The organism is Sphingopyxis macrogoltabida (assembly GCF_001314325.1).
In the GTDB taxonomy this organism is placed as follows: domain Bacteria; phylum Pseudomonadota; class Alphaproteobacteria; order Sphingomonadales; family Sphingomonadaceae; genus Sphingopyxis; species Sphingopyxis macrogoltabida.
In genome coordinates this window covers 2,593,736-2,620,012 of record NZ_CP009429.1, presented here as the reverse complement: position 1 = coordinate 2,620,012, position 26,277 = coordinate 2,593,736, and the positions used below count along the sequence as shown (strand labels likewise).

At 65.6% G+C, this 26,277-nt stretch carries 23 protein-coding genes; 12 read left to right on the top strand and 11 right to left on the bottom strand.

Going from position 1 to position 26,277, the window contains the following annotated elements; genetic code table 11:
* Positions 1-65: 65 nt before the first annotated feature.
* Genes LH19_RS12965 through LH19_RS12955 form a run of 3 tightly spaced genes read left to right on the top strand, consistent with a single transcriptional unit; the run spans position 66 to position 2,701 of the window.
* The gene (locus LH19_RS12965; protein ID WP_054728578.1) at positions 66-1,571 is read left to right on the top strand and encodes a 4-hydroxyphenylacetate 3-hydroxylase family protein; all 1,506 of its coding nucleotides are present in this window, start codon (positions 66-68) and stop codon (positions 1,569-1,571) included.
* A gap of 27 nt (positions 1,572-1,598) precedes the next feature.
* A complete protein-coding gene (locus LH19_RS12960; RefSeq protein ID WP_054728574.1) occupies positions 1,599-2,276 on the top strand; it encodes an alpha/beta fold hydrolase in 678 nt (225 codons plus the stop codon).
* A complete protein-coding gene (locus LH19_RS12955; RefSeq protein ID WP_054728572.1) occupies positions 2,273-2,701 on the top strand; it encodes an acyl-CoA thioesterase in 429 nt (142 codons plus the stop codon). Before LH19_RS12960 ends, LH19_RS12955 begins: the two co-directional genes overlap by 4 nt.
* Here the strand turns inward: LH19_RS12955 and LH19_RS12950 are convergent.
* From LH19_RS12950 to LH19_RS12920, 7 genes are all read right to left on the bottom strand, one after another.
* Positions 2,698-3,450: an RES family NAD+ phosphorylase gene (locus LH19_RS12950; RefSeq protein ID WP_054728569.1), complete on the bottom strand. Its 753-nt coding sequence runs from the start codon at positions 3,448-3,450 to the stop codon at positions 2,698-2,700. The two genes, LH19_RS12955 and LH19_RS12950, sit on opposite strands and share 4 nt — an antisense overlap.
* The gene (locus LH19_RS12945; RefSeq protein ID WP_054733507.1) at positions 3,422-3,796 is read right to left on the bottom strand and encodes an MbcA/ParS/Xre antitoxin family protein; all 375 of its coding nucleotides are present in this window, start codon (positions 3,794-3,796) and stop codon (positions 3,422-3,424) included. Before LH19_RS12945 ends, LH19_RS12950 begins: the two co-directional genes overlap by 29 nt.
* 71 nt (positions 3,797-3,867) lie before the next feature.
* A complete protein-coding gene (locus LH19_RS12940; protein WP_054728566.1) occupies positions 3,868-5,034 on the bottom strand; it encodes a thiolase family protein in 1,167 nt (388 codons plus the stop codon).
* A 1-nt stretch (position 5,035) separates the two neighbouring features.
* Entirely contained in the window at positions 5,036-6,265 is a 1,230-nt protein-coding gene (locus tag LH19_RS12935) for an acetyl-CoA acetyltransferase (protein WP_054728564.1), read from the bottom strand.
* 1 nt (position 6,266) lies between these two features.
* On the bottom strand, positions 6,267-7,958 hold the full coding sequence (locus LH19_RS12930; RefSeq protein ID WP_054728561.1) for a class I adenylate-forming enzyme family protein: 1,692 nt from the start codon (positions 7,956-7,958) through the stop codon (positions 6,267-6,269).
* A gap of 1 nt (position 7,959) precedes the next feature.
* Positions 7,960-9,456: a carotenoid oxygenase family protein gene (locus LH19_RS12925; protein WP_054728560.1), complete on the bottom strand. Its 1,497-nt coding sequence runs from the start codon at positions 9,454-9,456 to the stop codon at positions 7,960-7,962.
* The gene (locus LH19_RS12920) at positions 9,453-10,421 is read right to left on the bottom strand and encodes an NAD(P)H-dependent flavin oxidoreductase (protein ID WP_054728558.1); all 969 of its coding nucleotides are present in this window, start codon (positions 10,419-10,421) and stop codon (positions 9,453-9,455) included. Before LH19_RS12920 ends, LH19_RS12925 begins: the two co-directional genes overlap by 4 nt.
* 114 nt (positions 10,422-10,535) lie before the next feature.
* On the opposite strand from LH19_RS12920, the gene LH19_RS12915 reads away from it, so the two are divergent.
* The 5 genes from LH19_RS12915 to LH19_RS12895 all read left to right on the top strand — a co-directional run bounded on the left by LH19_RS12915 (position 10,536) and on the right by LH19_RS12895 (position 17,247).
* Positions 10,536-12,824, top strand: a complete 2,289-nt coding sequence (locus LH19_RS12915) for a TonB-dependent receptor (RefSeq protein WP_234715925.1) — start codon at positions 10,536-10,538, stop codon at positions 12,822-12,824.
* Positions 12,825-12,928: 104 nt separating this feature from the next.
* Positions 12,929-13,861 (top strand): winged helix-turn-helix transcriptional regulator, encoded by a 933-nt coding sequence (locus tag LH19_RS12910; protein WP_054733502.1) that lies wholly within the window; start codon positions 12,929-12,931, stop codon positions 13,859-13,861.
* Positions 13,862-14,032: 171 nt separating this feature from the next.
* On the top strand, positions 14,033-15,490 hold the full coding sequence (guaB, locus tag LH19_RS12905; protein ID WP_054728555.1) for an IMP dehydrogenase: 1,458 nt from the start codon (positions 14,033-14,035) through the stop codon (positions 15,488-15,490).
* A 9-nt stretch (positions 15,491-15,499) separates the two neighbouring features.
* On the top strand, positions 15,500-16,690 hold the full coding sequence (locus LH19_RS12900; RefSeq protein WP_054728552.1) for an RsmB/NOP family class I SAM-dependent RNA methyltransferase: 1,191 nt from the start codon (positions 15,500-15,502) through the stop codon (positions 16,688-16,690).
* A gap of 32 nt (positions 16,691-16,722) precedes the next feature.
* Positions 16,723-17,247 (top strand): tetratricopeptide repeat protein, encoded by a 525-nt coding sequence (locus LH19_RS12895; RefSeq protein ID WP_054733499.1) that lies wholly within the window; start codon positions 16,723-16,725, stop codon positions 17,245-17,247.
* An 84-nt stretch (positions 17,248-17,331) separates the two neighbouring features.
* Here the strand turns inward: LH19_RS12895 and rsmA are convergent, their stop codons facing one another.
* From rsmA to LH19_RS12875, 4 genes are all read right to left on the bottom strand, one after another.
* Entirely contained in the window at positions 17,332-18,165 is an 834-nt protein-coding gene (gene rsmA, locus LH19_RS12890; protein WP_234715924.1) for a 16S rRNA (adenine(1518)-N(6)/adenine(1519)-N(6))-dimethyltransferase RsmA, read from the bottom strand.
* The gene (gene pdxA / locus LH19_RS12885) at positions 18,162-19,181 is read right to left on the bottom strand and encodes a 4-hydroxythreonine-4-phosphate dehydrogenase PdxA (protein ID WP_054728550.1); all 1,020 of its coding nucleotides are present in this window, start codon (positions 19,179-19,181) and stop codon (positions 18,162-18,164) included. Before pdxA ends, rsmA begins: the two co-directional genes overlap by 4 nt.
* Positions 19,181-20,521, bottom strand: a complete 1,341-nt coding sequence (locus tag LH19_RS12880) for a peptidylprolyl isomerase (protein ID WP_082395662.1) — start codon at positions 20,519-20,521, stop codon at positions 19,181-19,183. Before LH19_RS12880 ends, pdxA begins: the two co-directional genes overlap by 1 nt.
* Before the next feature lie 133 nt (positions 20,522-20,654).
* Complete coding sequence (locus tag LH19_RS12875; protein WP_054728543.1) at positions 20,655-22,955, bottom strand: LPS-assembly protein LptD; 2,301 nt, start codon at positions 22,953-22,955, stop codon at positions 20,655-20,657.
* A gap of 130 nt (positions 22,956-23,085) precedes the next feature.
* On the opposite strand from LH19_RS12875, the gene LH19_RS12870 reads away from it, so the two are divergent.
* The 4 genes from LH19_RS12870 to LH19_RS12855 all read left to right on the top strand — a co-directional run bounded on the left by LH19_RS12870 (position 23,086) and on the right by LH19_RS12855 (position 26,273).
* The gene (locus LH19_RS12870) at positions 23,086-24,555 is read left to right on the top strand and encodes a leucyl aminopeptidase (RefSeq protein WP_054728539.1); all 1,470 of its coding nucleotides are present in this window, start codon (positions 23,086-23,088) and stop codon (positions 24,553-24,555) included.
* An 18-nt stretch (positions 24,556-24,573) separates the two neighbouring features.
* Complete coding sequence (locus tag LH19_RS12865) at positions 24,574-25,023, top strand: DNA polymerase III subunit chi (protein ID WP_054728536.1); 450 nt, start codon at positions 24,574-24,576, stop codon at positions 25,021-25,023.
* An 85-nt stretch (positions 25,024-25,108) separates the two neighbouring features.
* Positions 25,109-25,531 carry a nucleoside-diphosphate kinase gene (gene ndk, locus LH19_RS12860; protein ID WP_054588335.1) on the top strand — a complete coding sequence of 141 codons (423 nt, stop codon included), beginning with the start codon at positions 25,109-25,111 and terminating at the stop codon, positions 25,529-25,531.
* Positions 25,532-25,640: 109 nt separating this feature from the next.
* A complete protein-coding gene (locus LH19_RS12855) occupies positions 25,641-26,273 on the top strand; it encodes a M23 family metallopeptidase (RefSeq protein ID WP_054728533.1) in 633 nt (210 codons plus the stop codon).
* Positions 26,274-26,277: the final 4 nt, after the last annotated feature.

Here is a 26,277-nt window from a genome sequence, read left to right as displayed (position 1 = left end):
GTCATGACCTGTTTTGCCCGTCGCTGGCGATTAGCCTTGCCGCAAACAGATCAGGAGACTGCATAATGACCGACCAAGCCACTCGTCCGCGCGAGGAGAGCGCCGCCGCCCGCTGGGCCCGTTTCAAACCGATCCGCACTGGCGACGACTATGTCGCATCGCTGCGGGGCCGCGATGTCGAGGTCTGGCTGTTCGGCGAGCGCGTCGAGGAGCCCGTCGATCATCCGATCATCCGTCCGTCGATCAATGCGCTGAAGATGACCTATGACCTCGCGGTCGACGATCCCGACCTCGCGACCGCACACAGCGAGTTGATCGACGCGCCGGTCAACCGCTTCCTCCACATCGTCGGATCGCCGCAGGATCTGGTGATGAAGAACCGGATGCAGCGCCGCATGGGCCAGCTCACCGGCACCTGCTTCCAGCGCTGCGCGGGGCTCGACACGATCAGCGTGCTCCACTCGATCACTTTCGATATCGATGCAAAGCACGGCACCGGCTACCACCAGCGCTACCTCGATTTCATGGCGGAGGCCCAGCGCAACAATATCATCCTCGGCGCCGGGATGACCGATCCGAAGGGCGACCGCTCGAAACGCCCGCATGAACAGGCCGACCCCGACATGTTCATGCATGTGACCCGGCGGACCGACGCGGGCGTCTATGTCACCGGCGCGAAGGCGCATATGACCGGCGGGCTCAACTCGCACTGGATCTGCGTCATGCCGACGATGAACATGGGCGAGGCCGATCGCGACTTCGCGATCGTCGGGCTCGTCCCCGGCGATGCGGCGGGCATCACCTATATTTATGGCCGCCAGTCGTGCGACACGCGTGCGATGGAAAAGGGCGACATCGATCAGGGCAATGCGCGCTTCGGCGGGCAGGAGGTGCTTGTCGTTTTCGACAATGTCTTCATCCCGCATGAACATGTGCTGATGGACGGCGAATATGAATTTGCCCAGGATATGGTCGCGCGCTTCACCGCCTATCACCGTGCGTCCTACGTCTGCAAAACGGGGCTGGGCGACGTGATGGTCGGTGCCGCGGCGCAAGTCGCCGACTATAACGGCGCCGAGGCGGCGAGCCATATCAAGGACAAGCTGGTCGAGATGACGCACCTCAACGAGACGATCTATTCGTCGGCGATCGCGTCGAGCCACGAGGCGAAGCAACTGCCGTCGGGCATCTTCATGAACGACGCGATGCTCGCCAATGTCTGCAAGCATAATGTGACGCGCTTCCCCTACGAGATTTCGCGGCTGGCGCAGGATTTGGCGGGCGGGATCATGGTGACGATGCCGTCGGATGCCGATTTCAAGAATGAGCAGATCGGCCCGATCCTCGAGAAATATATGAAGGGCAAACACAATGTCCCGGTCGAGTTTCGCCAGCGGATATTGCGGCTGATCGAGAATATGACGCTTGGCCGCAACGCTGTCGGTTACCTGACGGAATCCCTGCACGGAGCGGGGTCGCCGCAAGCGCAGCGCATCCAGATATTGCGCGGCATGGAGGTTGAGCGGAAGAAGGGTCTTGCGCGCGACCTTGCGGGAATCACGGAAGAATAACGGCGTCGCGGCCGGAGAGGAGAGACGATGGACGTTCCGGTGATCGCGATCTGCGGCATCGCGACCGACGAGGCGAGCTGGCAGGACATGCCCGTCGATCGTATCTTCGTGCCCGTCGAACCGACGATCGACGCGATGGCCGATGCGATTGCGGCCGAGCTGCCCGACCGTTTTGCGCTCTGCGGCCATTCGATGGGCGGTTATGTCGCGCTTGAAATCGCAGCGCGGATGCCGGAGCGCCTTGCGGGCTTCGCCATGCTGAGCAGCGCCTGTACCGCCGATGGGGACGAGGCGAAGGCGGGGCGCCGCACGGCGATCGAGCAGGCACGCGCCGATTTTCCCGCGCTGGCCAATCGCCTCGCCCGCGCGATGCTGTCGCGGACGAGCCGTGCTGACGCCGGCCTGCTCGCCGATACCCACGCGATGCTGCTGCGCTGCGGCGGCGAGCGCTTCGCGGGGCAGCAAGCGGCGGCGATGACGCGCGCCGATCGCTGCGGATTGCTGGCAACGCTGGCGGTCCCCGCCTTGGTGCTGGCGGGTGAGGACGACGGCATCGTCGCGCCCGACCGGTCGCGCGAGATGGCGGCGGCCCTGCCCGAGGCGGTGTTGCACCTGATCCCCGGCTGCGGCCATATTCCCCAGCGCGAAGCACCCGTCGCGACGGCGGCAGCGATTGCCGCCTGGCGTGAAAGGATGGCGCCATGAAACCCGATGTATATAGGCTCGATCCGGCCACCTATCCGCGCCACAAGGCGGTACCGATCCGCTTTTCCGATGTCGACATGTTCCGCCACCTCAACAATGTCGCGACCGGGCAATTTTACGAAGAGGCGCGTTTCGAACTGCTCGCCGAGGCGCGCGAACTGGTGACGAAGGAGGATCGCACGGCGCTGGTGATCGCGAATGTGAACACCAGCTTCCTCGGGCAGGCGCGCTATCCGGGGACGATCGACGTCGGGACGGGGATATTGCGCATCGGCGAGCGTTCGCTCGTGATCGCGCAAGGCCTGTTCATCGATGGCAAATGCATCGGCATTGCCGACAGCACTATCGTGTCGATGGGTCCCGAAGGCGCTGCACCCCTTGCCGACCCGATCCGGGTCTTTCTGTCGTCGCTGGCGATCGCCTAGGCTGGCGGTGCCAGCCCGAATTGCTCGAAAGTGAAGCTGTGGCGTGCGTTCGACGGCAGCGCTGCGAGCGCGGTCATCGTGCCGTTCTCCAGCCGGAAATGCCACGTCTGCTCGATCTTCGGCGTGCGCGCGGCAAAGGCGGCGGGGTCGAGCAAAGCGACATTGGCGCGGTGGCCGGGGTCGCGCACCGAAGCGTAGCGGATCGCCTGCGCATCGATGCCGCGCGCGTCGGCGGCGAACGCCTGACACGCGCTATAATCGTCGGGGTGCATCCACAGCAGCGCATCGGCGGTAAAGGGCGCTGCGGTCAGATCGAGCCCGCGGTCGAGCGCGACGGGAACCGAAATCGCCGAATGCTCGACCGTCGTGCGCGGGGGCTGGAATCCGGGCGAGCGCGAAAAGAACAGCAGCCGCCAATAGGCGGTTTCGGCTACTGCAGTCGCGGCCTGTTCGGCGGCGTAGAAGATGCCGGGCCGTTCGCCGGCCTTGCGGAAGCGCGACGCTTTCTTGTGGCCGTAGCGAAAGGGCGTCGCGAGCAGGTAATGGAGGCCGCGCGCGGTTGGCGGCAGCAGCGGTTTGACCTCCTCGACAAGCTGTTCAAGCACCGCCTGATCGTCGCCGCTCACGGCGAGGCGGTTGGTCGAGATGCGGTGCTGCGCCTCGACCAGCCGCCAGAGCTTGGCGCGATAGGGCCGGAAATCCGCCGCCGTCGGGACGATGTCAGACCTGCGCGCGATAGTCGTCGACATAGTCGGCCACATCGCTGAGACCGCGGATCGAGCGGACAAGGTCGATCGGCCGGCCGCCGAGGTCGAGGTTCGCGGTCTTGAGCCACGAAATCGACGCGGCATCGTCGCTGCCCATCAGCGCGTCGAGGCTGCGGAACAGGCGAACCAGATACTGGCCGAGCTCGAATTCCTTGCCCGACCGGTCGAGCCGGACGCTGCCCGACCGCAGCCGCGATGCTGTCGCGGGAGAAAGGCCGAGGATCGCACCGAGTTGTTCGTTGGTCAGCCGCCAGCAGGCGGCGACGCGCACGACCGCTTCGGAGAGGGTGCGGCCCTGGTCGGCCTGTTTGGCGAGTTGGGTTGCCATGTCATTCATCCGAACAAAATATATGCCGATCATTCATAGGAATGATCGCGCCATTTTGCAAGGGGCGGGTGTCAGCCGCCGGTAGTATCCAGCCGTTCGACGATCATCGCGGCGCCCACCCCCATCGCGCCGGTCAGCACAGCAAGGCCGTATCGACCCGCGCACGCATCGAGCGCGTCGAGCAGGGTCGAGGTCAGGATCGCGCCGCTCGCACCCATCGGATGGCCCTTGGCGAGATGGCCGCCGCTGACGTTGACGCGCGCCGGATCGGCGTCGCGGTCGCGCAGGAATTTGGCGATGGTGACCGCGAAGGCCTCCATGAATTCGATGCGATCCATATCGGCGAGCGTCATGCCGCTGCGCGCCAGCACCTTGTCCATCGCGGCGAAACCCGCGGTCAGCGAGGCGGCGGGGTCGCCGCCGCTTTCGGCAAAAGCGACGACGCGGGCGCGCGGCACGATGCCGAGCCCTGCGCCGCCGACGAGCGCGAGACCCGCACCGTCGCAGATCGGCGGCGCGTGCGCGATGCCGTGGCGGGGTTCGAAGCGTGCGCCTTCGAGCGCGCCCGCATATTCTTCCTGCAGTGCACCAAAGACCGGCGGTGCGGCGGCAAGCGATTCCGCCGTGGTTTGCGGCCGGATACATTCCTCGCCGGTGAGCCCGACGGTCGCGATGCGCGAATGCTGGAGCAACGGATCGCGTTCGGTCGCCGCCGCCTTCTGCTGCGAAGCGAGCGTGACTGCATCGAGTTCGGCGCGCGTGATCCCCTCGGCCGACGCCAGCCGGTCAGCGGCAAGCACTGGCGGCACGAAACGCGCCCGCGGCGGCAGTTCGGCGTTCGCATAGAAGCTCGCCTGATCGCCGAGGAACGGGCTCTGGCTCATTGACTCGACGCCGCCCGCGATAATGGCGGCGGCTTCACCGCTCGCCACCTTCGCCACCGCCTGACCGATCGCCGACAGCCCCGAGGCGCAATAATTGTTGATGCTGTGCGCCGCGCAGGCGTCGGGCAGCCCGGCATGGAGCTTCGCCAGCATCGCGATATGCCCGCCCTGCGCGCCGCTCTGCGTGACGCAGCCGAGGATCAGCGCCTCGGGTTCAAACACACCGCAGCGTGCCTTTAGCGCCGCCGCTTGCTGACGCACCAATTCCTGCGGGCTCAGGCTTGCGAGCCCGCCATCGGGCCGCGCCTTGCCGCGCGGCGTGCGCACCGCGTCGTAGAGGTAAGCGTCGGTCAAATCAGGTGCCGATGACGAAGCTGACCGCGGTCGTTGCGCTGCCGCCGACGTTGAAGGTCGCGAAGTTCTTCGCGCCCTCGACTTGATAGTCGCCGGCATTGCCGGTGACCTGTCGCCAGCTATCGAGGAGCATGCGGACGCCGGTGGCCCCGACGGGATGGCCGAGCCCGATCAGCCCTCCCGACGGATTGACCGGCAGCTTTCCGCCCAAGGCAATCGTGCCGTCCTCGACCGCGCGCCAGCTTTCGCCCGGTTTGGTAATCCCGAAATGGTCGATCGCCATATATTCGGTGATCGAGAAGCAATCATGCACCTCGACCCCGTCGCATGCATAGATGTCGGGCATCCCGGCGCGGCGCAGCGCATCCATCATCGCCTTGCGCACGCTGGGGAAGACATAGTCGCCGCCGCGGCTGTCCGCGACCTTGGTCGAATAGAGCAGGGGCGCGGTGGCATGGCCCCAGCCCTTGATGCGTGGGATGCTCTCGATCGGAATGCCGCGGCGCTTGGCATAAGCCTCGGCAACCTCGTGCGAGGCGAGGAAAATCGCCGCAGCGCCGTCGGTAACCTGCCCGCAATCGGACTTGCGCAGGCTGCCCTCGATCAGCGGGTTGACCTCGTCATTCTCGCCGAGATGCTCGTCGGTGATCGCCCAGCCGCGCGTCTGCGAGTTCGGGTTCTTCTTGGCGTTCGCGAAATTATTGGCTGAAATGCCGCGCAGATGCGCGCGGTCGAGCCCGAAGCGCTCTTCATATTCCTCGGCGACGCGCGCGAACATATAGGGCCACAGGTATCGCGCCTCCTGTGCCTCGCGTCCTGCCCATGCGGCGGCGCCGAGATATTCGGCGGCGCGCTGGCCGGGGACGTTCCGCATCAGTTCGATGCCGAGCACGAGCGCAAGGCCGTAGCGTTCGGCCTCGATCTCGGCCGCGGCAGCGAGGATCGCGATGCTACCCGACGCGCACGCAGCCTCGTGTCGCGACGCCGGAATACCCGCGAGGTCGGGGTGGACGTGGCCGAAAAAGCCGCCGAGCTGACCCTGTCCCGCGAAAAGCTCGCCGACGAAATTGCCGACATGTGCGGTCTCGACCTCTTTGGGCTCGATGCCCGTCGCGACGAACGCGGCTTCGGCGACGTCGCGGAACAGTTCGAACAGGCCGCCGCCCTCGCGTTCGAGGTTGCGCGCGAAGTCGCTCTGCGCGCCGCCGAGGATGAAGACGTCTTTCGCCATGTCAGGCTTCCTTTTCGAGAGTGGCGAGCGCCATGTCGCGGACTTCGCTGCGCATCACCTTGTTGGTGACGTTGCGCGGCAAGGCGTCGAAGCGGAACAGGCGCTCGGGCAGTTTGAAGACCGCGAGATCGTGGCCGCGCAGATAGTCGGTGACCTCGCCGATCCCGACATCGTCGGCGCCGCGCGGGACATAGGCGAGACCGATGCGCTCGCCCATCGTCGGATCGGGGAGCGAGAAGGTGCACGCCTCGGCCAGCAACGGATGCCCGCCGAGCAACTGGTCGATCTCCTCGGGTGAGATGTTCACCCCGCCGCGGATGATCAGATCCTTGCAGCGCCCGACGAAGCGATAGAAATCGCCGCCCTCGGCGATCTCGAACAGGTCGCCGGTGCGGAACCAGCCGTCGTCGGTGAAGGCTTCGGCGGTGCGCTCGGGGGCGTTGTGATAGCCCTCGAACAGCGTCGGCCCGCGGATCTGCAACTCGCCCGATACGCCGTCGGCCTCGATCGGATCGCCGCCGCCAGGCGGGACGAGGCGGCTTTCGATATTGGGCGCGCGGCCCTCGCCATAGGGGCGCTGATAGGTACCGCGCCGCGGAAAAAGGCTCGCGCGCTTGTCGGGATCGGGCATGTCGCCCTCGCCGGTGATGAAACTCATCCCCTCGTTCGACCCGAAGACATTGACGATGATGATGCCGAGCTTTTCCTGAAACCCGCGCACCATCGCGGGCGCCAGCGGCGCCGAGCCCGAGGCGATGACGCGCAGGCTGGACAGGTCGCCCGCCGCGAGCAGCGCCTCATTCTGGAGCAGCATGTTGAGCACCGCGGGCGGCGCGATCGTCAGGCTCGGCCGCTCGGTCGCGATCTGCCTGAGGTAGATGCCGGGATCGAAGGGGTGGTGCAGCACCATCGTGCCGGCGCTGGTCAGCCAGCACATCGTGATGCCGCCGATGCTCGCCATGTTGATGAGCGGGAAGGGGTTGAGCAGGACATCGCCCGGCCCGACCTTCATCGCTTCATATCCCGCGCCCGCGACCGCGATCCAGTGGTTGTGGCTGCGCGGAACGCCCTTGGGTACGCCGGTGGTGCCCGAGGTCCAGCAGATGGTGAAGATATCGTCGGCATCGACCGGGTTCGCGGCGACATGCGCGGCGAGGGCGACTTCGTCGCCCGCGGCGGTCGAGAGGTCGAGCGCACCGGCAGGTGGGTTGGGACCGAAAGTCATTAACCGGATGCCGTCGAGCAATGGTGCCGCGACGCCGACATGGTCGCATCCCTTGACCTGCGTCGCGCAAACGAAGGCTTTGGGCTCGACCACGCTGATCATGCCCTTCAGCTCATGGCTGCGATATTGCACCGCCGCGGGGCTGACGATCGCACCGATCTTCGCCGCCGCAAAATAGAGCGCAACGAACTCGCTGATATTCGGAAGCTGGACGAGCAGCGCGTCATCCTTGCCGATCCCCGCGACGATCAACGCGCCCGCGATCCGGTCGACCTCGGCTTCGAGTTCGGCATAGCTCAGCCGCTGCGGCTCGCCGAAGGCGAAGTCGCCGCGGTTGGGCGCATCGACCAGCGCGAGCCGCTGGGGATGCGCCTCGGCGTTGGCGGCGAACAGGTCGGCGAAGGTCTTGTCGCCCCACCAGCCGCTCTCCCGATGTCGCCGCCTTTTATCCTCTCCCGCGACGATCATCTCAGGCGGCCAGCACGCTGTTTTTGCCCATGCCGATATCGTCGCCGCTCGCCCACACGGTGTGCGTGCCCGAACAGATGCGTTCGGGCAGGATGATCCGGCACACCGGTCCCGCCGCGACGTTCTTCGCGTCGATCAGAACGCATTCGGACGTGTCGGTCTCAAGGTCGGCAATGAAGGAGACGAGATAGCCGTCGTCCTCGTCCTTCGCATCGATGCGCGGCGCGAACGGCGCTTCGCTGCCGAAGCGGCCGGGGCCGAATTCATACTCCTCGCTCGTCCCCGCATTGAGGTCGTGCTTGACGAGCCCGCGGAACAGGAACCAGCCGGGCTCGGGGATCGCGCTATAGGCGTAGCGATAGGGCTTGCCGGCATAGCGGTGGTTGAACATCCCGAATTCGAGATCGCGGTCATCGAGCCTTTGCTCGGTCGTCTTGCCGGTCTTCAGGTTGAATCGCCAGCGGTGAAGGCGCGGCTTGAGCAGTCCCTGGTCGAGATAGGCCATCATCCGCTCCAAGCCCTCGGGGGCATTGGGATAGGACTTCGGCATCGGCTCTTCCTGATAATAGCCGTCGAGGATGATCTCGTCGCCTTCCTCCCACGCGTTGAGCCAGTGGAGCGTGTAGGTCGGCTCGGCTTCGAACCAGCGGATGTCCTCGGGCTGGCCGTGCCGCGGGATGATCGCGAAGCGCGTCTTTTCGTCGGGGTGGAACTGGACGACGTGCAGCTTCCGTTCGAGCAGCTCTTCATTCCAGTAGAGCGGCATGTCGTTGAGGATCGTGTAATTTTCGGTGAACGCCATGTCGTGCGGAAGGCGCGGCCCGGCGAGCGGCACGGGGATATAGTGCTTAAGCTTATTGTCGGCCCCGACGACGCCATAATGCATGTAAGGTGCGTGCTTGGAGTAATTGAAAAACATCAATTCTCCGGTCGCGAGGTCGACCTTGCAATGCGCCGAAATCCCGTCGAGCGGGACCCAGCTTTCGGTGCCGAACTGTTCGAGCGTGAATGGGTCGAGCCGGTAGGCCTCACCGCACTGATAGAAGGTCGAGATGATCTTGCCCGCGTGGATCGCGACGTCGGTCGAGGATGAATCCTTCAGCCACTCCTGCGCCCCCCAGCCATGGCGCGTCGATTTGTGCGGCGGCTCCATCAGCCCCGCCCACAGCGAGCGTCCCGCCTCCTTCTCGGCCTCGAAGCCCTTGGTGCGCACGAAGCGGCTGCGATAGCTCGCGCGGCCGTCCTTGAACGAGATGGCGTGGATGAAGCCGTCGCCGTCGAACGGATGATAACGCCCGATCGGTTCGTGGATCTGGTTCTCGCCGGTGCGCACGTAAACGCCGTCGATGTCGGTCGGGATCGTTCCGATCACCTCGGCATCGCCATTGGCGAAGATCGCGTTCCACTCATTGTACGTCGGGCGCCAAGCGTCCTTCATATAGGGATGGTCGTTCGGCTGGATCGTGGTCCGGATCGTGTCTACGAGCTGTGCGGTCATGCGGGGACTCCTTCGGCGGCGGCAAAGCGCGGCCTTGCGGCGGCGGCATCATATTCTTTCACGAGGCGGTCGACGATGGTCGCGACGGGTTCGACCGCGCGCACGGCGCCGACGCCTTGGCCCGCGGACCAGACATTCTTCCACGCCTTCGCATCGTCCTGCGCGTCCGAGAAGTTCGGCCGCTTGTCCTCGGGCATGTTCGCCGGGTCATAGCCCGCGGCGATCAGGCTCGATTTCAGCCAGTTAGCCGTGACGCCCGTAATGCCCTTCGACGGCACGATATCCTCGGCCCCCGCCGCAACGACCATGTCCTTATAAGGTTGCACCGCCATGCTCTCGGTGCAGGCGATCAGCGAAGTGCCGAGATAGGCGAGGTCGGCGCCTAGGATTTCCGCGGCGCGCACCGCATGGCCAGTCGAGATGGCACCGCCGAGTACGAGCGGCCCATCCCAGAACTGCCGCACCTCCTCGACGAAGGCGAAGCCCGCGGTCGCGCCGGTATGTCCGCCCGCGCCGGCGGCGACGAGCACGAGGCCGTCGACCCCGGCCGCAGCGGCCTTGCGCGCAAAGCCCACCGAATTGACGTCGGCGAAAACGAGCCCGTCATAGGCGTGGATTTCTTCGACCACCCGTGCCGGGCTGCCGAGCGCGGTAATCACCAGCGGCACCTTGTGGCGGACGACACAGGCGAGGTCGTCGAGCAGGCGGCTGTTCGACGGATGGACGACCAGATTGACCGCCCAAGGCGCGGCGTCGGGATCATTCGACAGCGCCGCGTCGATCCGGCTCACCCAATCCTCGAGGTCTGCTGACGTGCGCGCATTGGGGGCAGGGAAGCTGCCGATGACGCCCGAGCGCGACGCTGCGATCACCATCTCGGGACCCGACACAAGAAACATCGGCGCGGCGATCGCCGGCAGCCGCAAATTGCGCGTGAGCGCCGGTGGAAGGCCGTTTTTCGGCACCTTTTATCCTCTCCAAATTATCTGACTTGCATAACGATACTTAAAGACGATAAGAGTCGCAAGGCCAGAAAAACATCGCGGGTGCCCCCGACGATGGTGGGAGGGAGATAGATTATGAAAACCAGCTTTGCTGTGCTGTTTGCCGCGACCGCGCTCGCCACGCCCGGAATCGCCTTTGCGCAGGAAACGGCGCCTGCCGACACGCAGGGCGGGCTCGAGGAAATCATCGTCACTGCGCAGAAGCGCGCCGAGGGCCTGTCGGACGTGCCGATCTCGATTTCCGCGATCAGCGGCAAGCAGGTCGAAAATTATGGCCAGACCAACCTCGAACAGATCAGCTCGGCGGTCCCCAACCTCAAGATCACCCAGACCGCGATCGCCAACCGCATCGCGATCCGCGGCATCGCGTCGGGCGACAACAAGGGTTTCGAGCAGTCGGTCGCGATGTTCGTCGACGGCGTCTATTACGGCCGCGACCAGCTGTCGCGCCTGCCGCTGATCGACATGGAGCGCGTCGAGGTGCTGCGCGGGCCGCAGCCGACCCTGTTCGGCAAGAACGCCATCGCCGGCGCGGTCAACATCACCACCCGCAGCCCGACCGACGAGTTCGAGGGCATGGTTAGCGGCCTTTATGAATTCAACCACAAGGAATTCCAGCTCAGCGGCGTGCTCTCGGGGCCGCTGACCGAGGGCGTCGAGGCGCGCGTGGTCGGCTATTACCGGACGATGGACGGCTATTTCTACAACCAGAAACTCGACCGCAACGAGCCGAACGTCGACGAGAAATATTTCCGCGGCAAGCTGGAGTTCGATCGCGGCGGGCCGTTCGCCGCCGAGCTCAAGCTCGAATATGCCGATTTCGAGGCGAAGGGCCAGCCGCGCGATGTGTTCGGCGCGGTCGGCAACTATAACGCTGTCTTCCAGGGGCCATTCTTCGTCAGCACCGATCCCGACTATGTCCGCGAGGATAATGGCTATCAAAGCCGCAACAAGGTGTTCGGCGCGACGCTGAACATGGACCTCGAAGTCGGCGAGCATACGCTGACCTCGGTGTCGTCGCTGCTCGACTACAAGACGCGCGAGATCGTCGACGTCGATTTCTCGGGCATCAGCTTTCTCGATGGGACCAATTTGCGCGAGGATTACCGGCAATTTTCGCAGGAGCTTCGCCTGACCTCGCCCGGCGGCGAGACCTTCAACTATATTGCCGGTCTCTACTACCAGAATGCCAAGCTCGACGTGCAGGATTTCACCCTGTTCAACCCGACCTTCCTTGCCTTGGGCGCGCCGTTCAGCGCGCTCGGCGACACGCGCAACGACCGTGATTACAACCAGAAGTCGGATTTGATCTCGGCCTTCGCGCAGGGCGAACTGGCGCTCAGCGACCGCTTTCGCATCACCGCGGGCGCCCGCTTCAACCATGAAAAGAAGAGCGGCAGCCGCACGCTCGCGATCGTTCAGGGCCCGCTCAGTACCGCGCCCGCACCGGTCGTGGCCGCGGTATTCCGGGCGCTGAACATCGAGGCGCACAGCATCTCGGGCGAGCTCAGCGAAGACAGCTTCAATCCGATGGTCAATGTCCAGTTCGACGCGACCGACGACCTGATGCTTTATGGCTCCTACGCCAAGGGCACCAAGGCGGGCGGTTTCGACATCCGGTCGAACTCGCTGCCGACGTCGACCACCGTCGCGAAGCCGGGGGCGTTCGAATTCCAGGACGAGAGCGCGGACAATTTCGAGGCGGGGCTGAAGTACAAGGGGCCGAACGTCGCGTTCAACCTCTCGCTCTACCGCACGACCTACAAGGATCTGCAGGTCAACATCTTCGACGGCACGCTGAACTTCAACGTCCGCAACGCTGCGGGCGCACGGACGCAGGGTGTCGAGGCCGATTTCCGCGCCGCGCTCGCCGACGGGCTGACCGTCAGCGGCGCGGTCGCTTATCTCGATTTCAAATTCACCAACTTCACCGACGGGCAATGCTATTATCTGCAGGTGCCGGGGCCGAACGGCTTCTGCGACTATTCGGGCAAGCGCAATGCACTGAGCCCCAAATGGTCGGGCAACCTCAATGTCGATTACACGACCCCGGTGACGAGCGGGCTGAAGGTCGCGCTCAACGTCAATGCCGACTTCTCCTCCTCCTATATCGCGTCGGCGAATCTCGACCCGCGGACGCATCAGGACGGTTATGTGAAGCTCGGCGCGCGGCTCGCGCTCGCCGAAATCGAGGACCGCTGGGAAATCGCGCTGATCGGTCGCAACCTGACGAACCAGCGGATCCTGCAGACGGCAAGCTCGATGCCGCTCGCGACGACGATCACGCGGAATGCGGGCAATGCCTATAACGGCATCGTCGACCGGCCGCGGACGATCGCAGTGCAACTGACGGGGCGCTTCTGATGGTTGCGGGGAGGGCGGTTCGCCGCCCTCCCGCCACGGGTGCCGGCCTTGCCGCTGCATCGCCCTTGGTCTAGGGGCGGCACGGATTGAAGGATGGCGACGGCTTGAAACACGAACGCACGATCAGGGCCTGTTCGATCTGGCGCGCGCTCGACGTCGTCGGCGATGTCCCGGTCCTGCTGATCATGGAACAGGCGTTTCTCGGCACCCACAGCTTCGACGAGTTCGTCGCGCGCACGGGCCTTGCGCGGTCGGTCGTTAACGGGCGGCTCAAGAAGCTGGTCGAGGAGGACTGTCTCGCCAAAGTCGCCAAGAAGGGCGCACGCGGTTTTCACTATTTCCTGACCCCGAAGGGCCGCGACCAGTTTCCCAACGCGCTGATGATGCTGCGCTGGCAGCACAAGTGGGAAGCGGCGAGCCGCGATTTTCAGGTCCGGCTGCACCATGCGAGTTGCGGCCATGCGACCGAGCCCGTCCCCGCGTGCGAGCATTGCCGTACCGAAATCGACCCGCGCGAGGTGGCATGGCGCGAAGGGCCGGGGCTGGTGCAGGTCACACCTGCTTATGAACGCCGTCGCTTCTGCGGAGAAGTCGGTGCACGGCGGCCGGGCGGTCGCCCGCTGGTCGATACGATGATCGAATTGTTCGGCGACCGTTGGGCGACGCTCGTCGTCCGCGCGATGTTCACGCGGATCAACCGCTTCGACGATATCCAGCGCGATACGCTGATGGCGACGAACATATTGACCGGGCGGCTCGAACGGCTGGTCAGGCAGGGCATATTGCGCACCGCGCCCTATTCGGCGCACGCCGACCGGGTCGAATATAAACTCACCGAAAAGGGCCGCGACCTCTATCCGGTGATCCTCGCGCTGCTCCAGTGGGGCGATCGCTGGTTCTCCGACGAGCGCGGACCGCCGGTGCTGCTGACGCACAGCCCGTGCGGGCACGACCTGCATATGATCGCGGCGTGCAGCCATTGCGGCGACGAACTGACGCTGGCGAACAGCCGCTTTACCATCGAGGAAGCGGGCTGAGCGGACTGCCCGCGGGACAAGCCGCCGATCCGCCGGAATGCCTCGAAATAATCGTGCGCCCCCCACTGGCGCCCGCGCGCCCGACTGGTTACATGGGCCGCCACCGAACGAATCGCGTGCGCCGCCCCGAAAGCGGGAGCGGGCGCCGCCAAGAGCAGAAAGTGGCGCCCCATGGAAATCATTACCGGCCTGACCTTCGACGATGTACTGCTGGTACCCGGGGCGTCGGACATCCTGCCGTCGGACGCCAATCTGTCGACCCAACTGACCAGCGAGATCAACCTCAATATCCCGATTCTGTCGTCGGCGATGGACACGGTGACCGAAGCCGACATGGCCATATTGATGGCGCAGATCGGCGGCATCGGCGTCCTCCACCGCAACCTCACGGTCGAGGAACAGGCGGCGGCGGTGCGGCAGGTCAAACGCTTCGAAAGCGGGATGATCGTCAACCCGATCACCATAACCCCCGACGCGCCGCTTTCCTATGCGACCGCGCTGATGGCGCAGCACCGGATTTCGGGCATTCCCGTTGTCGAAACCGGCGGCAAGCTCGTCGGCATCCTCACCAATCGTGACGTGCGCTTCGCTGACAACCCGGGCCAGCCGGTGCGCGAGCTGATGACCGCCGACAATCTTGCGACCGTGCGCCCCGGCGTCGGGCAGGATGAGGCGCGCAAGCTGCTCCACCAGCGCCGCATCGAAAAGCTGCTCGTCGTTGACGACGATTATCGCTGCATCGGCCTGATCACCGTCAAGGACATGGAAAAGGCCGTGAACTTCCCCGACGCGACCAAGGATGGCAGCGGTCGCCTGCGCGTCGCGGCGGCGACGAACACCGGCGACACCGGCGTCGAGCGTGCCGAGGCGTTGCTCGATGCCGAATGCGACCTGATCGTCGTCGACACCGCGCACGGCCACAGCAAGGGCGTCGGGGTTACCGTCGAACGCATCAAGAAACTCTCGAACCGTGTGCAGGTGCTCGCGGGCAACGTCGCCACCGGCGATGCGACCAAGGCGCTGATCGACGCGGGCGCCGACGGCGTGAAGGTCGGTATCGGCCCCGGCTCGATCTGCACGACGCGCATCGTCGCGGGTGTCGGCGTGCCGCAGCTCACCGCAATCCTCGACAGCGTCGAGGCAGCGGCGAAACTCGGCGTCCCGGTTATCGCCGACGGCGGCCTGCGCACGTCGGGCGATGTGGCCAAGGCGCTGGCGGCCGGCGCATCGAGCGTGATGGTCGGCTCGATGCTTGCGGGCACCGCAGAGGCGCCGGGCGAAACCTTCCTTTATCAGGGGCGCACCTATAAGAGCTATCGCGGCATGGGCAGCGTCGGCGCGATGGCGCGCGGCAGCGCCGACCGCTATTTCCAGCAGGATATCAAGGACCAGATGAAGCTGGTCCCCGAAGGCATCGAGGGCCAGGTGCCGTTCAAGGGGCCCGCAAAGGACGTCATCCACCAGATGGTCGGCGGCGTGAAGGCGGCAATGGGCTATACCGGCAGCCGCACGCTTAAGGACTTCCGCGAGCGCGCCAAGTTCGTGCGCATCACCAATGCCGGGCTGCGCGAAAGCCATGTCCACGACGTCGCGATCACGCGCGAAGCGCCGAACTATCCGGCAGGCTAAGGGCGGCGGATGACGCCCGCGGCGCGTATTCAGGCGGCGATCGAGATTCTCGATGCCATCGCCGCAGCCGCGCGCGAGGGCGGCGCGCCCGCCGATGCGATCTTCGCCGAAGCGATGCGCGCGCGGCGCTATGCCGGATCGAAGGACCGGCGCGCGATCCGCGCCCATGTTTATGATGCGATCCGCCTCGTTCGGTCGGCGCCGGTGTCGGGGCGCGCCGCGATGCTTGCCCTTGCCGACGCCGATCAGGATATCGCGGCATTGTTCGACGGTTCCGCCTATGGCCCGGCACCCATCGCGCCCGGGGAAGCACGCGCGGAAAGCGGGGTTGCCGCCGAGGCCTTGATCGGCCTGTTCGACCCGCTGGTGGGTGAGCAGGAGCATGAAGCGGTGCTGGCCCGCGCGCCGCTCGACCTTCGCGCCAACCGGCTCAAGGCGGTGCGCGACGAAATTGCGGCTCTCTTCCCCGAAGGCTCGACTATCCGCGGCGCCGACGACGGCTGGCGCCTGCCACCCGAGACCGCCGCCGTTCAGCATCCGGCCTATGCGGATGGCCTGTTCGAGGTGCAGGATGCGGCGAGCCAATATGCCTCGGCCGCGCTCGACGCCGGCCCCGGGCAGACTATCGTCGATCTCTGTGCGGGCGGCGGCGGCAAGACGCTCGCCATCGCCTCGCTGACCGGAAATGATGCCGATATCCTCGCCAGCGACACCAATCGGGCGCGGCTCCAGCAATTGCCGCCGCGCGCCGAACGCGCCGGCGCAACCGGTATCGAAACGCGCCTTCTCGACCCGGGCAAGGAAGCCGACATGCTGGCCGACCGGCAGGGCGGCGCGGACCGGGTCTTCGTCGATGCCCCTTGTTCCGGCAGCGGCACCTGGCGGCGCAGCCCCGAATTGCGCTGGCGGCTGACCCCGTCGCGGCTCGAACGCCACCTTGCGGACCAGCGGAAACTGATCGACCTCGGTGCCGATCTTGTGGCGCCGGGCGGCAAACTCCTCTATGCTGTCTGCTCGATCATCGAGCGCGAGGGGCGGGCACAGGTGGACGATTTTCTGAACCGGCACAGCGGCTGGACGGCCGACAGCGGCTATTTGCCCGATGGTATCGGCCGCGCGGCGGGCGCGGGATTTTTGCTGACTCCGGCGCACGACGGATGTGACGGATTTTTCCTCGCGCGGTTGACACGGCCATGTTAGCATCACCCCGAATGAAGAAATGGGAGAATGCGATGCGTGTCGGTTTCCTGGCTCTTGGCGCCGGCCTGATCCTTGCCAGCCTGCCCACCGCCTCCGACGCGCAGCGCGCCGACAACGACATCCTCCCGCGCTCGGTGGCACTCCAGCAGGAAGGCGTGAAGGCGCAGGGCGCCGGCGACCTCGACGGCGCGATCGACTATTTTGAATCGGCGCTCGCCGCCGACCCGCGCAACCGTTCGGCAATCATCGCGCTGGCGCAGGTCGCACGCGCGCAGGGCCTGCCGGGCAAGGCGATCGGACTGTACCGCGAGGCGCAGCTTCTCGAACCCAATGACATCGTCGCATTGACGGGAGAGGGCGAAGCGCTGGCCGACAAGGGTGCCCTCGAACTGGCGCGCGAAAAGCTGGCGGCGGCACAGCGCATCTGCAAGGCGAACTGCCCGCAGGTCGCAGCGCTCGAAAAAACAATTCAGTCGAGCGCATCGAAGCGCGTTGTCGCGGCCGAAACGCTGGCGCCGAAGCCCGTCGTGACGACGGCGACGACCGGCCAGAATTAAAATCGTTGCCCCCGCGAAGGCGGGGGCCGTACGCAAATCTTGCGCGACATCGATAGCGGCCCCCGCCTTCGCGGGGGCGACGTGTCAACTGAGCGTCCGCGCCAGCGCCACCCATTCGGCCACGCTGACCGTCTCGGCGCGGCGCGTCGGATCGATGTCCAGTTCGTCGAGCGCCTCGACCGCCCCCGCCATGCCCTTCAGGCTCTGACGCAGCATCTTGCGGCGCTGGCCGAAGCCCTTTTCGGTGAGCTGCGACAGGATTTTCGGATTGACGCCTGCGGGCTGCTCGGCAGGCACGACATGCACGATCGCCGACATGACCTTGGGCGGCGGAGTGAAGGCCGAGCGATGGACCTTCATCGCGATTCTGGCGGTCGAGCGCCACTGCGCGAGGACGCTGAGGCGTCCGTAGGCGTTGGTTCCGACCGGCGCGACGATGCGTTCGGCAACCTCGAGCTGGAACATCAGGGTCAGCGACAGCCATAAAGGTGGCCAGCTTGCCGGCTCGAGCCAGCGTGTGAACAGCGCGGTGCCGACATTATAGGGCAGGTTTGCGACGATATGATACGGCCCGCCGGCTTGGCGGTCGGCGTCGATCGCCATCGCATCGTCGGCGACGACCTGCAATTGCCCGTCGAAGGCTTCGGAAAGCTCGCCGAGCAGGGGCAGGCAGCGGTCGTCGCGTTCCACCGCGATTACGCGCGCTCCGGCACGGAGCAGCGCCCGCGTCAGGCCGCCGGGGCCGGGTCCCACTTCGAACACCGTCTGCCCGTCGAGATCGCCGGGCAGTGCGGCGACGCGGTCGAGCAATTGCTCGTCGAAGAGGAAATTCTGTCCCAGCGCCTTGCTCGCCGACAGGCCGTGCGCGCGGACCGTTTCGCGGAGCGGCGGCAGCGGGTGCGTCGGCTGGCGCGTCACTTGGCGGGCGCGCAGCTGCGCTCGCGTGCTGTCGCCATGCGCGCCGCCATCGCAATGGCGGCGATCGTCGGCCCCGGATCGGCCTTGCCCTTGCCCGCGATGTTGAACGCGGTGCCATGGTCGGGCGAGGTGCGGATGATCGGCAGCCCCAGCGTCAGGTTGACGCCGTCGTGAAAATGCAGCGCCTTGAACGGCGCCAGCGCCTGATCGTGATAGCAGCAGAGCAGCGCATCATATTGGTCGCGGATACCCGGCGCGAACAGCGCATCGGCGGCAAGCGGGCCGTCGATCAGGATTCCTTCGGCAGCAAGCTGCTCGACGGCGGGCGCGATGATGCGGACTTCCTCGCCGCCAAGCTGGCCGCTTTCTCCGGCATGCGGATTGAGGCCCGCGACCGCGAGGCGCGGCTGCGCAATACCGAAATCGCGCTGCAGCCCGCGCGCCACCATCCGCGCCTTGGCGACGATCAGGTCGCTTGTCAGACGTTCGGGGACCTCGGACAGCGGGATATGGACGGTCAGCGGGACGACGCGCAGGGTCGGCCCGGCCAGCATCATCACTGCATTGGTCGCCGTCACGCCGCAGCGTTCGGCAATAAATTCGGTCTGGCCGGGGTGTGTATAGCCGATCCCGTGGAGCGCGTGTTTCGACACCGGTCCCGTCACCAACGCGGCACTGGCTTGGGTGCGGGTAAGCCCGATCCCGGTTTCGAGCGCGTGGAGGGCGCAGGTCGCGCCCGCGGGCGTCGGCTTGCCCGGTTCCAGCGGCCCGCTGTCTTCGAGATGCCAGACGGGAAGCGCGGCGTCGAACGCGCGCACCGCCTCGTCCATATCGCCGATACGCGAGACCGGGCCATCCCAGACGGCCTCGATCGCCGCAATATCGCCGATCGCGACAAAGGGCGGGAGATTGTGTTCGCGGCGCGCGGCCCATGCACGCGCCGCAACTTCGGGTCCCACGCCCGCCGGGTCACCCATGGTGACCGCGATCGGACGCGGGGCGGATTGTTTGGACATCAGCTATATTCGATCACGGCGTCCCGGCGCAGGTCGCGAAGATAACGCTGCGCCCGCTTGTTGACCTTTTCTTCGAGCAGCCGGTTCTCGATCTGCTGGACATCGGGTGCGGTCGCGGTTTGCGGCATGTCGCGGCCGCAGAGGACGAGGACGCTGATCCCTTCGGTGGGGGAGCCGAACGGCTGGGTCGTCTGGCCGATCTGCAACGTCGCCAGCGTCTGCTGCAACGGACCCGGCAGCGAGCGCATCTCGATATTGTCGCGCGACACCACCGTGGCGCCCAGCCGCTGCGCCACATCGTCGGCGGCGCCGCAGCCGGCGATGGCGCGCGTCGCTTCGGCGAACTGGCCGGCGAGTTCGGTTGCGCGTGCCTGCGTCGTGCCGGGCGCGAATTCCAGCGACAACTGCTTCAGGCTGAGCACCGCGTCGCGCGGATCGGCGGTCAGGACCTGGCGCCGGTCGATCATCAGCATGATCGAGAGGCCGCCGGGCACCTCGATGGGGCCAACGAGCTGGCCGGGCTGCATCTGCGCGGCCGCTTCCGACATCGATTGCGGGAGCTGGCCGGCCTTCACCCAGCCGAGGTCGCCCCCGACGACGGCGGTCGAGGCCTCGGAAAACTGGCGCGCATAGGCGGCGAAACTGCCGCCCGCCTGCAACGCCTGAATGATCTTGCCAGCGTTTTCGGCCACCGCCGCGGCATTTTCCGGGGTTGCCGACAGGTAGATTTCGCCGAGGTGGAATTCGTCCTGGCCCTTGGCCTCGTTCATCCGCTTGACGACCGATTCCACCTCTTCGGTCGATACGTTGGTCGTCGACTGGATGTTACGCGACAGCAGGCGGTCCCACGCGAACTCGCCGCGGATCTGCTGCTTCACAGCGCCCGCCGACGAGCCCTTCGAAGCGAGATATTGCGAGAACTGGTCGGGCGTCTGCTTGAAACGCGTCGCAAGGCGCGCGAACTGTTCGTTGACCAGATTCTCGTCGATCGTAATCTCGGCCGCCTTGGCTTCCTGAATCTGGAGCTTTTCGTCGATCAGGTTGCTGAAAACCTGCTGACGCAGCCGCTGCAATTCTTCGGGCGGCAGTTCCAGATTGTTGTTCGCGATGCGGATCAGCGCCATGCGCTGTTCGATATCGGTCGAGGTGATAATCTCGCCGTTCACCGTCGCCGACGGACGATAGACATTGGGCTTGGCATCGCCGAAAATCTGGACGTTGCCCGGAATATTCAGGCTGGTGGTCGGAACCTCCTGATCGGCAACGGTCTGTGCCACCACTGGCGTCACACCCACGGCCGTCGCGGCAATCAGGCCGATCATGGTCGAAAATCTGGTCATTGCTACCCTATTCGAGAAATGAGGCATGCTCCGTATCAGCGGACACGCCCGATGGTCCAGCGCAATCCGCCATCCGGACCTGTTGCCGACGTGATAGCCCGGCAACGCTGAACGCAGGCTGAGCGGATCGGGATCAGAAACCAAGGTTGCGGAAGGCGATGCGGAAGGAAAAGCTGTTGCCGCGCCGCGCGTCGCCGGTGTCGATATAGTCACGCCGCCAGGTGAGCGCGATCGACAGGCATTCGTCGTCATACGCGATCCCCAGCCGGTGACGAATCGGATCGAATCCGTCGGCGACGCTCAATGGATCGTCCTTTTGGTCGGTCAGGTCGACGATCGCCGAGCCGAAGATCGACCAGTTCCGCGCCACCGCGACGCGGCCGCCGACACGGGCCTCTTCCCGATCCTGCAGATCTTCGCCGAGCAGGAGGATGTCACGATTGAGCCGCGAATAGCCGAGCACGGCGTAGGTCGACTGGCTGCCGATCGTCGCGTCGAGCTCGTTCCGGCGGATCGCCAGGCTGTCCTTGTCGAGCCGGTAGCGGTGGGTGAAGCGCAGGAAATCCTTGTAGGCGACCGTCGTCCGCCCGACGATATCCGAGGTGCGGTCGGTCAGCCCGGTGCCGTCGGGAAACAGGGTGGGCTTGTTCGACAGGCGATAGCTTTGGCCGACGATGCTGTTGATATTGAAACCCGGGCGGCTGAAGTTCCACTCAAGGCCATAGGTAACGCGCGCGCCGTCCTCGAACCGGTCGTAGCCGTTGAAGCGATTGATCGCGAACAAATTGCTGTCTTCGAGGTCGAAGGCACGCGAATCCTCGTTCGGGATGTCGATATTCTCGATCGGCGGGGTCGCGACGAACTGGATGCGCGGGGTGAGCGTTTGCGTGCCGCCGAGGAATTCGCCGACGAAGGGCCAGCGCATATCGGCGGCGACCGCTGCGATCCCGCGCGCCTGCCAGCCCGACTTGCCACGATAGCCGGGGATACCGGTCAGCAGATTCTCGTCGCTGTGATACACATCGCCGCGAACCAGCGCGGTCAGCGTGACTTCCTGACCCATGCCCGTCAGTCGCCGCAAATCCCAGCGCGCGCCGGCAAAGGCGCGCTGCGTGTCCTGACCCGCGGTCCGCGCAATCGCCAGCGTGTTGAGCTGCAATTCGAACTGGCCGCCGAACAGCGGATCGTCGAACCGCTGGCGATAGTCGATCACCGGCAGTGCGATCGGCTGTTGCCCCTGCACATCGTTGCGGCGGAGCGTCTGGGTCGCCCAGCCGGCGATCGACAGATAGCTCTGGTTACCGATGCGTTCGACCTCGAACGTCGAGCGCAGCCGGTCGTCGCGGCTGATGTCGTAACGGCGCATGAACGTGCGATCGGTCGCGATGCGGCCCGAATAGGTCAGGCTCCAGCGGGGGTCGAACTGGAACTTGCCGGCGCTTTCCAGATAACCGCGAAAGCGCTTGCGGCTGTTGGGATCCTCGCCGGTCAGCGGGACGAGCGACCCGTAGGTCGCATAGCCGTTGATCCGGAACGATCCGATGTCGGTCAGCGCGCGGGCCTCTCCCTCGATCATCGGTGCCGCACCGGTGTAGATGTGCGGGGTGATCGTCAGGTCGCGATCGGGGGCGATGCGCAGATAATAGGGCACCGCAATCTCGAAGCCGTTCGACCGGTCGAGGCGGATTTCGGGAACGAGGATGCCGCTGCTCGGTTCGTTGTTGAGCGGGTGGCTGAGCCCCGGCAGCGGGATCAGCGGCAGTCCGAAAATCTCGATCCGCGCGCCCTTGTAGCGGACCTTGTTCTTGGCCTTGTCGTACAACACCTTGACGGCGCGGACCTGCCAGCTCGGATTCTTCGGGCAGCCCTCATTATCCTCGACCGGGCAGGGGGTGTAAGCGGCGTTTTCGAGCTCGATATTGCCATTGTCGAAGCGCGTCCCGCGAACCGCGGCGAGCCGCGATCCATTGTCGAGCACGACCAGCATATTCTCGACCACCCCATCGCGCAGCGAGTCGGTCAGCTCGATCTTGTCGCCATAGGCGGTGTCGCCTTCGGGATTCTTGATCGCGACATTGCCTTCGGCGAAAACCTGACCGGTCTTGCGGTTCCAGGTGACCTTGTCGGCGCGCATCGAAATGGTGTCGCGGTTCATCGCGACATTGCCTTCGGCGACCACGACGTCGGTGTCGCTGTCGTAATTCAGATTGTCGGCGGCAAAGCCGATCTGGTCCTCGGCGGCAGAATCGGGCGCATCGGTAACGACGGGCGCGACATCGGGGGTTTGCAGGTCGGGCGTTCCGGGGGCCGCGGGGGGCGACGATTCGCTGGGCTCCTGCGCCAGCGCGGGCGACGCGAGCAGCGCGCACAGGCTTGCCGTTGCGAGCCACAAGGGCCGCAGGGCCGATTTTCCATGGAACAAAGCCAAGGTCATTTAGTCACTTTGTCCCATACCTTTAGAAAGTCCACCCGGACCGGAACGGCTGCTTTATTTTGCAACTCGCAAGCGAAACCCCTATCGGTCCGCCACGTTGCAATCAATCATCACATAAGAAAGTCATCGCATGGACATTCAGTTTGTCGCGCAAATCGATGCGTCTGCCGACGTCGTCGCCTTCCCCGTCCGCAAGGGCGGCCTCGCCGCGCTCGTCCAGGCGCTCGGCGATCCGCATGGGGCCTTGCTCGGCGGCGCGGCGGCACAGGCGCGCTTCGAGGGCGCGGCGGGTTCGGTGGCGGAAACCGCCGCCGTCGACGGTGGCCGGGTGCTGCGTCTGTTGCTCGTCGGGATCGGTGAGGGCGATGTCCACGATCTCGAACGCGGCGGCGCGGCGCTCGTCGCGCGGCTCCAGACGAGCGGTGCCAGTGCGGTCCATGTCGATTTCGCGAGTGCGGGCGAGAGCGACGCCGATGATGTACTTGCCTTCGCGATGGGCGCCCGGCTGCGCAACTGGCGTCTCGACACCTATCGCACCCGCCTTGCCGACAAGGCGAAGCCCAGCCTCCGGTCGGTGACGATTGCCTCAGCTCACGGCGATTTGACGGGCCGTTGGGCCGAGAATGAGGCGATTGCCGACGGTGTGGCGCTCACCCAGACGCTGGTCGCCGAGCCGCCGAACATCCTCTATCCCGAAAGCTTCGTCGAGCGCTGCCAGCATCTCGCCGACCTCGGCGTCGAACTCGAGGTGCTCGACGAGCGCCAGATGAAGGCGCTCGGCATGGGCGCGCTGCTCGGCGTCGCGCAGGGCTCGACGCGGCCGCCGCGGCTGCTCGCGATGCGCTGGAACGGCGGCACCCCGGGCGAGGCGCCGGTGGTGTTCATCGGCAAGGGCGTTACCTTCGACACCGGCGGCATCAGCCTGAAGCCCGGCCCGGGCATGGACATGATGAAATGGGACATGGGCGGCGCCGGCGCCGTCGCGGGCGCGATCAAGGCGATTGCCGGCCGCAAGGCGAAGGCGAATGTCGTCGGCGTCGTCGGTCTGGTCGAGAATATGCCCGACGGCAATGCGATGCGCCCCGGCGACATCGTGACGACCATGTCGGGCCAGACGGTCGAGGTGCTGAACACCGACGCCGAAGGCCGCCTCGTCCTTTGCGACGCGATCAGCTGGGCGCAAAAAGCCTATGATCCGAAGGTGATCGTCGACCTCGCGACGCTGACCGGCGCGATGGTGATCTCGCTCGGCCATGAATTTGCCGGCATGTTCGCCAATGAGGACGATCTTGCCGCCGACCTGCTCGCGGCGGGCGAGGCGTCGAACAACAAGCTGTGGCGCTTCCCGCTGTCGGCGGCATACGACAAGCTGATCGACAGCCCGATCGCCGACATGAAGAATATCGGCCCGCGCGAGGCCGGATCGATCACCGCCGCGCAGTTCCTGAAGCGTTTCGTGAACGACGGCGTCGCATGGGCGCATCTCGACATCGCGGGCATGGCATGGGCCGACAAGGATGGCCCGGTCTATGCCAAGGGTGCGACCGGTTACGGCGTCCGCCTGCTCGACCGCTTCATCGCGGCCAATTTCGAAGGCTGAGGCCGGCGGGGCGGGATCATGGCGCGCGTCGATTTCTATCGTCTCACCCGCGATCCCGTCGAGCGGGTGCTGCCCGCGATCGCGACGCGCATATTGGGCGCTGGCGACCGGTTGCTGGTCGTCGCGGCCCCGGCGCTCCAGCGGCAGGCGATCGACGAGGCGCTGTGGACACACGCGCCGGCCAGTTTCCTGCCGCACGGCGCAGCGGGCTCCCCCGACGAAGAGATCGAGCCGATCCTGATTGCGGGGACCCTCGACCCTTCGCCGGCAAACCGCGCGCGACACGTTGCGCTTGCCGACGGCGAATGGCGCGACGAGGCGCTGGGGTTCGACCGGGCCTTCCTGCTCTTCGACAACAGCCGTATCGACGACGCGCGCGCAACCTGGCGCAAATTGAGCGCCACGGAGGGCGCCGAAATCCATTTCTGGAAGCAGGACGAAAACGGCCGCTGGGCGGAAGGGCCGTAGCGTCCGACGCTCTGTCCTTGCGGCGGCGCAAAAGCGCGGCTAGAGGCGCGCGCATCGCAAATCATAACAACGCAGGAGCTTTCCCATGGCGGTCACCCGCACCTTTTCGATCATCAAGCCCGACGCAACGCGCCGCAACCTGACCGGTGCGGTCACCAAGATGCTGGAAGACGCCGGTTTGCGCGTCGTCGCGTCGAAGCGCATCCACATGAGCCGCGAGCAGGCGGAAGGCTTTTACGCGGTCCACAAGGAACGTCCCTTCTTCGGCGAACTCGTCGATTTCATGATCAGCGGCCCCGTCGTCGTCCAGGTTCTCGAGGGCGAGAACGCGATGCAGGCGAACCGCGACATCATGGGCGCGACCAATCCCAAGGATGCGGCGCCGGGCACGATCCGCAAGGAACTCGCCGAGAGCATCGAGGCGAACACCGTCCACGGCAGCGACAGCGACGAAAATGCGGCGATCGAGATCGCCTATTTCTTCAAGCCTGAAGAAATCGTCGGCTAAGCCGGCCTAGCACGACCGGACAAGCAAAGGCCACCGGAACATTCCGGTGGCCTTTTTCGTTGGACACCCGGAAAATTTTCGTTGGACACCCGGAAAAAAGGAGCAGGTCATGCTTGGAAAGCCGATTTTCGCCATCGCGGCGGCGGCGCTGCTGGCATCGAACGGGCCGGCGGCTGATACGCCGAAGATCGCCGAATCCGAGGGGCTCTACCGGCTTCCCTTCGCCGACGGCACGGAGGTTTCGGTGTTCGACGACGCTGTCACGCACCGCCCGGTGGGCGCAATCGATCTGGTCGGCGAGCCGCGCGAAGGGAAGGTTCACCGCGTCGTAGCGGCGGCCGACGGTATAGTGATGGCGATCGAGGACCATTATTCGGAGCAGCAGAGCGGCCGGGCCGCGGCAGATTGCCGGAACAATTTCGTGTGGCTTGCGCATCCGGGCGGCGAATGGACGCTCTATGGGCACATGGCGACCGGGACGACAAGCGGCAAGGCGAGCCTGAAGGTCGGCGACCGCGTCCGGGCGGGGCGATATCTCGGGGACGAAGGCGCCGTCGGCTGCGCGATGTTGTCGCATGTCCATTTCGAAGTCGCCGTGCCGCAGGCGAGCGACCCCATCGACAAGGGTGGCTTCCTCAACGGCAACGCCGACCGGCAGCGGATGCGCATCCCGCGCTTCTGCGCTATACCGGATCATCTGGTCCGCAAGGACGCGCATTATACGGCGGCCGCCTGTCCTTGATCAT

Coding starts and splice junctions, on each gene's coding strand:
- LH19_RS12965 (WP_054728578.1), top strand. CDS start 66: ATGACCGACCAAGCCACTCGTCCGCGCGAGGAGAGCGCCGCCGCCCGC.
- LH19_RS12960 (WP_054728574.1), top strand. CDS start 1,599: ATGGACGTTCCGGTGATCGCGATCTGCGGCATCGCGACCGACGAGGCG.
- LH19_RS12955 (WP_054728572.1), top strand. CDS start 2,273: ATGAAACCCGATGTATATAGGCTCGATCCGGCCACCTATCCGCGCCAC.
- LH19_RS12950 (WP_054728569.1), bottom strand. CDS start 3,450: ATGTCGACGACTATCGCGCGCAGGTCTGACATCGTCCCGACGGCGGCG.
- LH19_RS12945 (WP_054733507.1), bottom strand. CDS start 3,796: ATGGCAACCCAACTCGCCAAACAGGCCGACCAGGGCCGCACCCTCTCC.
- LH19_RS12935 (WP_054728564.1), bottom strand. CDS start 6,265: ATGGCGAAAGACGTCTTCATCCTCGGCGGCGCGCAGAGCGACTTCGCG.
- LH19_RS12930 (WP_054728561.1), bottom strand. CDS start 7,958: ATGATCGTCGCGGGAGAGGATAAAAGGCGGCGACATCGGGAGAGCGGC.
- LH19_RS12925 (WP_054728560.1), bottom strand. CDS start 9,456: ATGACCGCACAGCTCGTAGACACGATCCGGACCACGATCCAGCCGAAC.
- LH19_RS12915 (WP_234715925.1), top strand. CDS start 10,536: ATGAAAACCAGCTTTGCTGTGCTGTTTGCCGCGACCGCGCTCGCCACG.
- guaB (WP_054728555.1), top strand. CDS start 14,033: ATGGAAATCATTACCGGCCTGACCTTCGACGATGTACTGCTGGTACCC.
- LH19_RS12900 (WP_054728552.1), top strand. CDS start 15,500: ATGACGCCCGCGGCGCGTATTCAGGCGGCGATCGAGATTCTCGATGCC.
- LH19_RS12895 (WP_054733499.1), top strand. CDS start 16,723: ATGCGTGTCGGTTTCCTGGCTCTTGGCGCCGGCCTGATCCTTGCCAGC.
- pdxA (WP_054728550.1), bottom strand. CDS start 19,181: ATGTCCAAACAATCCGCCCCGCGTCCGATCGCGGTCACCATGGGTGAC.
- LH19_RS12880 (WP_082395662.1), bottom strand. CDS start 20,521: ATGACCAGATTTTCGACCATGATCGGCCTGATTGCCGCGACGGCCGTG.
- LH19_RS12875 (WP_054728543.1), bottom strand. CDS start 22,955: ATGACCTTGGCTTTGTTCCATGGAAAATCGGCCCTGCGGCCCTTGTGG.
- LH19_RS12870 (WP_054728539.1), top strand. CDS start 23,086: ATGGACATTCAGTTTGTCGCGCAAATCGATGCGTCTGCCGACGTCGTC.
- LH19_RS12865 (WP_054728536.1), top strand. CDS start 24,574: ATGGCGCGCGTCGATTTCTATCGTCTCACCCGCGATCCCGTCGAGCGG.
- ndk (WP_054588335.1), top strand. CDS start 25,109: ATGGCGGTCACCCGCACCTTTTCGATCATCAAGCCCGACGCAACGCGC.
- LH19_RS12855 (WP_054728533.1), top strand. CDS start 25,641: ATGCTTGGAAAGCCGATTTTCGCCATCGCGGCGGCGGCGCTGCTGGCA.